This window comes from Methanosarcina sp. UBA411, assembly GCF_002495725.1.
Classification (GTDB): Archaea; Halobacteriota; Methanosarcinia; order Methanosarcinales; family Methanosarcinaceae; genus Methanosarcina.
Genome location: NZ_DAGK01000005.1, coordinates 1 through 10,300 on the forward strand (window position 1 = coordinate 1; position 10,300 = coordinate 10,300).

Annotated in this window: 11 protein-coding genes; 3 read left to right on the forward strand and 8 right to left on the reverse strand. The window is 35.9% G+C overall.

Annotation, left to right across the window (positions count from 1 at the left end; genetic code table 11):
- Nucleotides 1–204: 204 nt before the first annotated feature.
- From BP861_RS02410 to BP861_RS02425, 4 genes are all read right to left on the reverse strand, one after another.
- Entirely contained in the window at nucleotides 205–1,521 is a 1,317-nt protein-coding gene (locus BP861_RS02410; protein ID WP_292372227.1) for a hypothetical protein, read from the reverse strand.
- 818 nt (nucleotides 1,522–2,339) lie between these two features.
- Entirely contained in the window at nucleotides 2,340–2,762 is a 423-nt protein-coding gene (locus BP861_RS02415; RefSeq protein WP_292372229.1) for an IS1/IS1595 family N-terminal zinc-binding domain-containing protein, read from the reverse strand.
- Between the two features lie 368 nt (nucleotides 2,763–3,130).
- Nucleotides 3,131–3,718: an alcohol dehydrogenase catalytic domain-containing protein gene (locus tag BP861_RS02420; protein ID WP_292372231.1), complete on the reverse strand. Its 588-nt coding sequence runs from the start codon at nucleotides 3,716–3,718 to the stop codon at nucleotides 3,131–3,133.
- 503 nt (nucleotides 3,719–4,221) lie between these two features.
- The gene (locus tag BP861_RS02425) at nucleotides 4,222–4,863 is read right to left on the reverse strand and encodes an HAD family hydrolase (RefSeq protein ID WP_292372233.1); all 642 of its coding nucleotides are present in this window, start codon (nucleotides 4,861–4,863) and stop codon (nucleotides 4,222–4,224) included.
- Between the two features lie 342 nt (nucleotides 4,864–5,205).
- Here BP861_RS02425 and BP861_RS02430 point away from each other — a divergent pair, with 342 nt between their 5' ends.
- Nucleotides 5,206–5,694 carry a hypothetical protein gene (locus tag BP861_RS02430; protein WP_292372235.1) on the forward strand — a complete coding sequence of 163 codons (489 nt, stop codon included), beginning with the start codon at nucleotides 5,206–5,208 and terminating at the stop codon, nucleotides 5,692–5,694.
- 159 nt (nucleotides 5,695–5,853) lie between these two features.
- Nucleotides 5,854–6,276, forward strand: coding sequence for a secondary thiamine-phosphate synthase enzyme YjbQ (locus BP861_RS02435; protein ID WP_292372237.1), 423 nt, complete (start codon nucleotides 5,854–5,856; stop codon nucleotides 6,274–6,276).
- Between the two features lie 129 nt (nucleotides 6,277–6,405).
- Here the strand turns inward: BP861_RS02435 and BP861_RS02440 are convergent, their stop codons facing one another.
- Nucleotides 6,406–6,894: a serine protease gene (locus BP861_RS02440; protein WP_292372240.1), complete on the reverse strand. Its 489-nt coding sequence runs from the start codon at nucleotides 6,892–6,894 to the stop codon at nucleotides 6,406–6,408.
- Nucleotides 6,895–7,000: 106 nt separating this feature from the next.
- Here BP861_RS02440 and BP861_RS02445 point away from each other — a divergent pair, with 106 nt between their 5' ends.
- Nucleotides 7,001–7,300, forward strand: a complete 300-nt coding sequence (locus tag BP861_RS02445) for an acetolactate decarboxylase (RefSeq protein ID WP_292372242.1) — start codon at nucleotides 7,001–7,003, stop codon at nucleotides 7,298–7,300.
- Nucleotides 7,301–7,494: 194 nt separating this feature from the next.
- On the opposite strand, the gene BP861_RS16080 is transcribed toward BP861_RS02445, so the two are convergent.
- The 3 genes from BP861_RS16080 to BP861_RS02455 form a co-directional block, all read right to left on the reverse strand.
- Nucleotides 7,495–7,629: an SPASM domain-containing protein gene (locus BP861_RS16080; RefSeq protein WP_394339156.1), complete on the reverse strand. Its 135-nt coding sequence runs from the start codon at nucleotides 7,627–7,629 to the stop codon at nucleotides 7,495–7,497.
- A 313-nt stretch (nucleotides 7,630–7,942) separates the two neighbouring features.
- A complete protein-coding gene (locus BP861_RS02450) occupies nucleotides 7,943–8,371 on the reverse strand; it encodes a PKD domain-containing protein (RefSeq protein WP_292372244.1) in 429 nt (142 codons plus the stop codon).
- Between the two features lie 714 nt (nucleotides 8,372–9,085).
- On the reverse strand, nucleotides 9,086–10,135 hold the full coding sequence (locus BP861_RS02455; RefSeq protein ID WP_292372245.1) for a GTP-binding protein: 1,050 nt from the start codon (nucleotides 10,133–10,135) through the stop codon (nucleotides 9,086–9,088).
- Nucleotides 10,136–10,300: the final 165 nt, after the last annotated feature.

Sequence of the window (10,300 nt, forward strand, 5' to 3'; positions counted from 1 at the left end):
AATAATAATAATAATAATAAAGGTGTAATTATATTAGTAATATGTATTAGATAATATTTCTAGAAAAATAATATTAAAAAATATAATGGATGATGGAAAAAATTAATGAGTATAACCAGAACCTTGGTGTAATTAAAAACGAATCCTGTCAGCTTCTCTTAATTTTTCCCATATCTACATGAGATTCAGTTTTTATTTCAACTTTTATTCGAACTCTCCTACAGTTATTGAGTAGTCGAAACTGTTTGTGTTTTTCGGGAGAATCGTAAGTTCCCAGGTTCCGACTGTTCCGGGCACTCTATATCTTTCTATATATTTACTGCTGTCACTCTGATAATTTGAATCCTCTTTTATTGCCCAGATAGGTAAGGCGTATCCCTGAGAGTATATGGTACCACTCTCAGTTGCCTTCACAAGGGTCAGATTAACAGGGTTGGAATTGCATATCAGATTCATTTCAAAATATGTTTCTTCTTTTTGAGGGGAGATGCGAACCAATGCATTTTGGTCATAAGTTTCAGCCGAAACTTCAATAGTTATCGGATCGTCAGTTGTGGTATTAAAGATTTTTACGTAAGGAACTGTAGGCTGTTTATCAACAGTGAAGCTCAGGCCTATTTGAGGGACGGATCCGTCATTTTCATTACCATCAGCGTTCATTTCGATGAAAGCACCATAACTTCCGCTTGCATTCTCCGGAACTGGTACCCTTACGGTCATATTTGCGATTTCATCGGCTTTTATGATTGAAGGTGCAGAGATTTCTATAATGTCATTACTAAAAGCAGGTTCTTCAAACGAATAGTCATATATCTCATAGTTCATTATTTTCGGATCAATAGTGACATCTTTCCCTGCTACATTTTTAATTTGTATCGAGTATACATATTCTTTCCCAGGCTCAACGGTATCAGAAATATAACTTGTCTGAAGCTCAAGTTTCGGACGGACAGGCACTGAAACCCAAAGGTACATCGCATTGACATATAGAGAATCACTATATTCTTCAGTATATTCTTGGATGTATATAGGATCATCATATTCTTCAGGATAAGTATCATTTGTGAAGGCTATCTGTGCCTCATATTCCCCAATTTCCGTATCCTCGGGAATATTTACGTCGATGGCAAAATTCTGCTTTACACCAGGGCTTACCGTTACGTTTTCAGGGAAAATTGTAACCCAACTTTCGTTTACTTCATAATAATAGTCAGGTGTAGCTATAACTTTTGGGGCTATGTCTAGGGTTTCATTACCTTCGTTTCTGAAACTGACATTGAAGGTTTTATTTTCTCCCGGCATGAGATATACCGAATAATAGGTTGGTTTTATATCGTGTACGGTGTAATTTCCGTAAATTTCTTCTAGCCCAGGAACAATATCACTTTCGTAAGTTCCATTCTCATAGGTTACTGTTCCATTAAGATCTTCTGGCTGAGCAAATGCAGCCGGTAACAATATAAGGCAAAGCAATAAACTTAGAAACTGGGATGCTACCTTCAACGCTGTACTTTTACTCATATTTCTGGCTCCTTTCTTCTGGTAAGGAATATATACACATCTAACTGACGCACTCAGGGACTCCAATCGCCTGCAAAATTTCAGTATAATATTTTTGCTTAATAAACTACAATTTTTAAACAAATTACAGGAAATGGATATTTTATATAATGTGCATATTTTGATTATATGTCCCGCTATAAAATACTTGTGGAATTTGTAAATATTTGGAGATTATAATCAAGCTCGTAAATGCCACTGAAAACCAGTCCTTGAAAGAGAGTTGAGCTATTAAGACAAAAATAACTTAAACATTATTAATTCAATCAAAAAAGCATTATAGTTCTTATTTAAGAAGGGATTACTGCAAAAATCAAGCACTTCTGGACAATATAACAGCCGACAGGAAACAGAATATGTAGAGTTTAGGTGGCTTTTTGCTGCATAAATCCATATTATTTGACAAACTCTTGACGTACCTCTCAAACTTCTCAGGATCTAAAAGAAAAAATAGATTTAGTAGCTGTCCTAAGGAATAGCTTTAAGTATTTTCGATAAGCACGGCAGTATAAAAAGGAATTCCTCAATAGCAGATTAATTTATTGAGATTAATTTATTGAATTGATATATCCATGTAAATTCTTCAGACAAGTATCTCTTGTACAATGTTATTTTTTATTTAAATTTAATTATAATATTGTCCTTATGTGTGATACTTATTTGTTGCACAAATTACAATTCTTTTTTCTGAAGGGCATATATTTTTTATAAGGGTTATGTTTTTGGCCACTGTTAACTGGCCTGTCCATACCCATGGGAATAGGCATGTGCCTGCATTTTCAGGGAACCTTTCGGGAGGTTTCCTTTTTCTTTTCCAAAAGCACCCATAATTTTTTACATTCACTAAGTGTCAGCCCGATTTGATTGACAAGATATTCTTCCGTTTTCTGGTTCTTTACCGTGTCTTTTATCAAATGGCTTATTGTATCCCTATGGTGCCCTGTTATTCGTTCAATACTTCGTATCCCATTTTTTTCAAGAAAAAGCCGATATATCAATCTAATCTCATCTGCGGACAGATGCTTGCGATAAACAGCGGTACCTTTAGTATCCATAAAAAACTTCCCACAATATTTACAATAGTATCGCTGGTGTCCAGTCTTATACTTTCCTCGCTTTATAATAGCTTTTCCTTCCACCCTGAGATAATATTCACATTCAGGATTTGGGCAAACAGTCTCATTTTGGCTTTCAACTGACATAATATAATCAATAAGTTGTAACTTCAATAATATATTTATTTTGCTCGGTTCCGTTTCAAACATTCTCTTTTAGACAGATTCTTAGTATAAAGAAAATCGTTATTCAAAATACATTATCAGATTAACTCATACAATTATATAAATAAAATTCCCTCATATTCGTTATATTTTATTATATGTATTATATTCCCTCATATTTATTATTTATGAAAGGAGAAAAAGTGTTGAGTCCTTTCTTTTGACACTCAGATTTATCTAAGCTTTGATACCTCAAGATTATTCCAAACCATAAAGACATCCTTTGCTTTCATTAGCCCGGAAAAAGGAAAAACATGCTTTTAAAAACTCAGTGTCCACACATAGCACTGTTAAAATTTAATCACTACTTTTGTATAGCCGTCTGCACGTTGAGAAAACTCTCTGTAAGCGGCAGGTGCATCTTCAATAGAGATCCTGTGACTTACTATAAAGCTTGGCCTTGCTATGCCTGCAATTATCATATCCCTGAGCATTAAAATTGTCTTCTTCACTGGGGTCTGCCCTGTTCCAATGGTTAAGCCCTTTTCCCACAGCTGTCCAAGGGGCAGGATATATTCCCATTTTGCATATCCAAAAGCTCCTCCAACTATCTCAGGATTGACGGTCAGACAAGCACTTGTAAAGCCCCGAACACAGTTCATACAATGCCCACAGGCAACATTGAAGGTAACGACCACTCGATCTTCTTTTTTAAAAGAAGTCACGGCACTCCCAACCTCTTCTATAACTCCAACAGGCTCGTGCCCGAGTACTTTACCGGGTTTTGCAACAGTCCTTCCTTGATACATATGAATGTCGCTTTCGCAAATACCACTCGAAGTAAGCCTGATTATAGCATCTCCTGGATGCTCTATCTTTGGATCAGCTACCTCTTCTACAGTCACTTTATTTGGTTCTTTACAAATTATAGCTTTCATGAAACACCCCACAACTTCATGAAGGTTCTCTGCCAAGTCTTGTGCCTACTGTGTCTGTAATCTACTTTAAAAGGCAGAGAAGTCTCTATAAGGATAAGTTTATAAGGATAAGTTCATAATCATTATTTTATATTAACCGTTTTTATAAAATTGCTTAAATCTATTTATTTGTTGCAGAACCTGATCTAAGGGTTTCAAATTATATTCAGTGTTTTTGGAGTAGAATGGAATTTTCAAGTTACCTTACAACTTAAAGCCGGATTCAAAATTAGAGAATCACTTAGAAACCGAGCAAGAGGCAAATGGAGAGAAATATACTACCGTCAAAGAAGTGAAGATAACTTCTGCTAAATAAACTAAAAAATACAGAAAAGTTTCTAAAATTTTCTACTTTTGGTTATATTCTATTTTTGATTTAATATCCTATCTTTTGATTCAGTTTTAGGATTTTTATGTTCTTTTTAACACTCAATAAAGGATTTTGAGCGTAAAAGGAAAAGCTTTTACTCATTAAAAAGTTCTGATAAGTTCTTTACTATCTTTACATACGGATATTGCAAAAATTCAGTTTCTTTTGTCGTTCCTGTAGTCACTGCCGCAAAATCAACATTTGCCGCTAAGGCTGTTTTAGCATCTATCAGGCTATCTCCAATATAGAGCACATTATCCCGTTTTTCGTTAAGGATGTCAATTGCAAGTAATAGCCCTTCTGGAGACGGCTTGGGTACTTCAACATCCTCTCCTCCTACAATAATATCTATTAAGTCCAGACTCCCATGCAGGTTTAAAGTCTCAACTATTCTAAAACGATTTTTTGTAGTTACAATACCTGTGTTGAGCCCACTCTTTCTTAATAACTGTAACGTGTTTAGTGTGTCGGCATACAGTATGGTATCTTTAGACATTACTTCGTTGGCCTTTTCCCGAAACAAGCTTAAAAAACGGTTTATAAAAATCTCGTTTTCATTATTTGTTAGCTGGACAAATGCTTTATTGAGTGGTAATCCGACGGTCCTCTTTATACTTTCATGGTCAAAGGAGGGAATATCCAGCTTGCTGAAGGCATAGTTAAAACTTGATATAATACCTTTTGTTGTGTCGGCCAATGTGTAGTCAAAGTCAAAAATAATAGTAGTATATTTCATCTTTCCCTCTTGAATTCTGCTGCTGTAGAATCCTGCAACAGTGACATAAAGCCCTGCTGTATTGACATAATATCTTTTCGTCCAAAAAGAAAGGTTTTTTATTTATTCGTTATATTGATAGGATTAATATTATTGGAACTGAGAATACAAAGTAAGAGTAAAATTCAAAAGAAATATACACATTATTAAGTAACCAAGACAAGCATAGTCTTATTAGCACTTAAACGACTGTAGGTATTCTGTATATTATATAAAGGAATTTACAGCATTTACAATAAAACATATTATTTAACAGGTAAATGTGAACGTTCTATTAATAACAATCTGCTGAGGGAAAGTTGATTGATAAACCAACCATATAAAAACTGGATTAAATTAGGTGGAATTTTGCTGGCAGTCTTTATTATAGTAGCTTTGACATTAACAACAGCAAGCTTAGTGGGTATGAAAACCCCAGACTACCAGAAGGGCTATGAAGACGGCTACCGAGCCAGCTACCAGGCCGCCTTCGATAGCAAGTATTATGATGTCAAAGCAGGTTTAGGTGAGAACCGAAGTTACAACGAAGGTTACGTACATGGCTATGATGAGGGCTATCCTGATGGCCAATTAGATTTAGGAAGCCGCCAGCAACACAAAGCCATTCAGGAAAGCGAAACAAATGTCATCACCAGCCAGGTTATCGATGCCAGTCAGAATCATAAAACTAATCAGAATAATGAAACCAGTAAAGATAATGGGACTAACAAAAGTGAAACCAGCAATAGTGAAACCAGCCAGAATAGTAAAACCAAACAGGGTCGCCAAATAATCTTCAACGGTGAAGATTAAGGTTACTGGGTTATAGAATCCAAAAACAGATATCTTCAAATCTTTCCTGACTTTTGCATCGATTACGTCCTTTAAAAGCAATGCGGCAGTAGCAAGACCGTTAGGATATTTTTCAGAGATTTACTAGAATTTATTAATAGTACATACAATTATCTTTTTATGCCTATCGAAACAAGAGAGATCTCAGTCACTGGAAAAAAAGACTGCGGAATTGTTGATATCACCGAAATTACCTCCGAAGAAGTAAGAAAATCAAAAATAAGAACTGGAACGGTTACGATTTTTTGCATTGGTTCAACCGGAGCAATAACTACGATGGAATTTGAACCAAATCTTTTAAAAGACGTTTCTGAAACGCTTAATAAGTTAATCCCTCTGGACAAGGATTATCATCACCATAAGACCTGGGGAGATTATAACGGAGGTTCTCATTTAAGAGCTATGCTCATCGGCCCGAGCCTTACAGTACCTTTCGTTGAAAGGAACCTTACTCTTGGAACCTGGCAACAGATTGTGTACATTAATTTTGACAGGATTGAGAAAGTAAGAAAAATAATACTGCAGATTATAGGGGAATTTTGAAACTGCTTTATTTTCCTAAAAGAGCGGTTGCTTTAAAAATTGCTTTTCTAAGGTCACTTACCTAAAAAGTTATTTCGTTAAAAGAGCCATAACTATAAGACTGATTTTGATCTTAAATTTTAATCTTAATTATCTTCCCAGGCTGCGTAGAACATTGGAAGATATTGCAATTCCCATGCAATTGTCCAGCATCACAGAAGAAATAATCCCTATTACCTTCCCTGCCTGCAGGATAGGAGAACCGCTATCTCCCGGTTCTGGCATATCAAGGCATCGAAAACCCAGATAAAGCAATGAAACTCCGGAATTAATTATTCTGCACCGGATAATATGGATATTATTGACAAGAAATGCTTCCTCCAGTTCAGCTGCACTGCCAAGCTCGGTAATATTGACTATACATTCAGGAGGAAGCTCTATTAGGGCTAAATCATAGTTTTTCAAAATTCTCGTAACAGCGAGTTTCATTCCATCAACTGTTAAATGGTCTCCTTCCCCTCTGAATAAATGAGAAACCGTAACCATGTAAGGCAATCCTTTGAGCGAAATGACAGCACCGATGGTACAGCGCTTTCCATCGTAGAAAAAAGAGCCGCCTGATTTTATCATAAGCTTCATTGACCTGCCGATTTCACCTGGGCCTGGTTTATGGTTATTTTCGGTTTTTACGGTAATTTATGCTTCAACTATATTTAGCGTTATATATTTTTATGAGAATTAGCTCGTGTCTGACATAGAAAATCAGAATGTTTTTGAATTTGAAAATGTAAGCAGTACATTGGTAGGTTTCCGGGCCTCCAATTATGTGAGTAGTATCAATGTTCTTCGATTTCATCTTCATTTCATTACCGCAAACAGGAGTGCAGGTGGGCATGTCCTTAATTTCGAGTTTGAGAATGAAACTGCTGCTCTCGATACAAAAATAGCCTTTTTTATGGAACTTCCTACGAGCGACAGCTTTTCAAAAGTAGAATTAAGAGAAGACTTAAATTCAGAAATGGAAACTGTAGAAAAGAGAGTTTGAGCTTTAACCTAAGCCGGATTCAAGCTCATGATAATTTAATAAACTGAGCTTGAGTTCGCGCATTATATAAATCTCGATATAACTCAGATAAAATCAAGTATTATTCATCGAAAAAATAGAATACAATTATTTTTTTAAGAATTATCTTCAATGTAACTGCTTTAATGCGGCCAACAGTCCTGCCAACAAATTTGTCAATAATTAGATTTTTGATCAGTGAAAGATGAGAGTAATTCTTGATATCTCTCGTTGTTCCAGATTAAATTAACTGAAGTTTCAAATACATTTCCCATATTATAATGTTCTCCACAACATGGAGAAACCGTCATCCCAATATACTACCATACTATTCCACTGCCAAAAACATGACTTCTTCTTAGCCAATTTTTTAGCTTTAATTTGGTTCTGAATTTTAGCTAAATCAGGAGACGAGTTATCCAGTACAAAAGCATATCCCAAAACCAATTTTAGTCTCAAATCATTAAATTTTTAACATTATTTTTCTTGAGTCATTTCTAAAACTTAACTGATTATCGTAATATATGATTCAAAGAATTAATTTTGGGTTTTGGGATTAGCTTAATGCAAAAATACTGTTTCCAATAATTAGAAATGAAAAGTAAATTTATAACCTTTTCAAATCTATTTAATAACAACATTCTTATGAACCCACAACTTCCCAACACAACCATTACACTTGATAGTCATACAACTAATGTAATAACCAGTCTTTGAATACTTGTGTACCGGATTTTTTAGTGCTGGAGTAATTTTTGTTCCTTCGAGATGGGTTCCATCTCCAAAGTCCCATCTGATATATGTCTCTTTACCCTTTGATAGATCCTTAAATTGTACAATTCGTGGGTCACTTGAAGAAGCGGCTACTGCCGTATAATCAATATGATTGTTCCCGCAGGATAGCCGGGCTGTTGCTGGAGGAGTTCCTGCACCGAGAGGAGTTGGGGTTACAGTACATTTTGCAGAGGCTCCTGCAGACAACAAAGTCAATATCATTAATACGGTGAAAACAGATACTGTTATTTTCCATATAAACTTTCTATTATTTTTCATTCTTTCCTCCTGCTTTTTTTTAGTTTTATTCGGGAACACCCGTAATAAAAAATCACAGGGGAAATTAACATATAAGCATACTTATTTCCAGGAAATTTAATAAAAAATGAAAGGCAAATTTAAAGCTTTATAAACCTTTACTTTCGAATCTAAAAGATTATAACACTATAAATCCATTTAATACTCTTCTCAATTCTTACAAGCTTAGAAATAAGGATTATTGGAAGGTTATATCATACTAGGTCTTAAGACAGTTCTTTATTTTCAACAAGAATTGCCGAAACCTTCACAATTTAATAGAACTCCATCAATTTTGAGTTCAGGCGCATTTCCTTTTAAGGTATACCAGAGACAAAGCCATGACCCAGAGTCTTCTCTCTATCATTATCAGGGGCTAAGCTTTACGGATCTGGAAATGGATCAGATTAAAAAAGTCTAATGGGGTGGGGGATCTTAAAGAACGATAGAAATTAAAAAATGGGAAACGTGTTAAGAAGTTCTGATTTGCAAAGAAAGATTATGATTCTTCAACGTGTTTTGTAGAGGGTTCAAAGCCAGTCTAATCAAAAGCATTGGCTGAACTGCAGGTTGACTTTGGTAACACTCTGATTCGGAATCCTCAAGGTAACCAAGGTATATATTTAGTAGGTAGGATACTTCAACCAAGCGTACTGACCGTAGTTACCTGGAAATTTACTTCCAAGGTTGTCCAGATTAGGAAACCAATGTTACTTTGCTATAACTTGGCCGGCTTTTTACTGCTTTTTTGAAAGAAAGCCTACTGTCTTCCAACTGCCTTCTTATCACCAGGTCCACAATTTTAATGAGCTCATCCTGGGGCACCGAGGTTACGGCAGAAAGCACTTTTATTCTGGACAGTGCATTTTTTTCTTTTTTGAAAATTTCTATCTCCGGAATTCTGTGGGCTGAAGTCACACTTCCCTTTACAAAGTTTCCTTTATGAGCAAATGAGAGCTTGATATGCCCTGTAAATTCGGAATTCAGTTCTTTTACTCTATTCTTTATATTATTCAAGATCTGCTCCGAAACCGAAACTGCAGTCTCAAGAGAAATTTCCTGCGAAGTGATTTCAAACTCGGATGAATAAGCCGAAACTCCAGACATTTGAATTGAATTTTTCCTGCTCTCTGTTATTTCTTTCTTGCTGGTTTTGTTTAGCAGCTCGAGCAATTTGTCAAAATTTTTTCCTCCCTGCCTCGCCGAAAAATGGAGCATTCTTGCTTTCGGGTTTAATTTGCGCAGGAGCAGGCAGATTTCCAGGAGTTCCTCACAATTTATAAGTTCTACTTTATTGATACCCAGAAGTTCAGCCTCTTCTATCTGGTTTTTCATGAAATTTTGCAGCTCGCCTTTCTCCTTACTCAGAATGCCGGCATCCACAAGATTCACTATTGGAGCAAAAGTTATTTTTGAGATTCCCATACTCTCGATATTCCTTTTTATCTGCTCCGGGAAAGCTATTCCTGTAGGCTCTATTATAACAGTGTCAGGATTGTAAGAGGCAATGAGATTTCTCAGAGTGTATTCCATGTTGATTCTCAGAGTACAGCAAACGCAGCCACTTGTAATTTCTCTGGTTTCAGTCTTACCTCCCGAAATCGTATCCCCATCAATCCCGATCTCTCCGATCTCGTTAACGATAACTGCCGTTTTCTGCCCCTGTTTTCCCAGATGTTCAACAAGTTTTCTTATCAGTGTGGTTTTCCCGCTTCCTAGGAATCCCCCTATAATTATACATTTCATGCATTCACACCGTCCATAAGTTAAGTAAGAATCTGAAACTCTCTCCGCGTAAAACAATACCTCCAGAGAGCTTGGAGCTTAGAGGTACTGTCATTGGCCAGATTGTTTTTTGCATAACTTCATTCAGTACCGCTCTTTGGAAATTGTCAGGATTTGCGGCTTTTT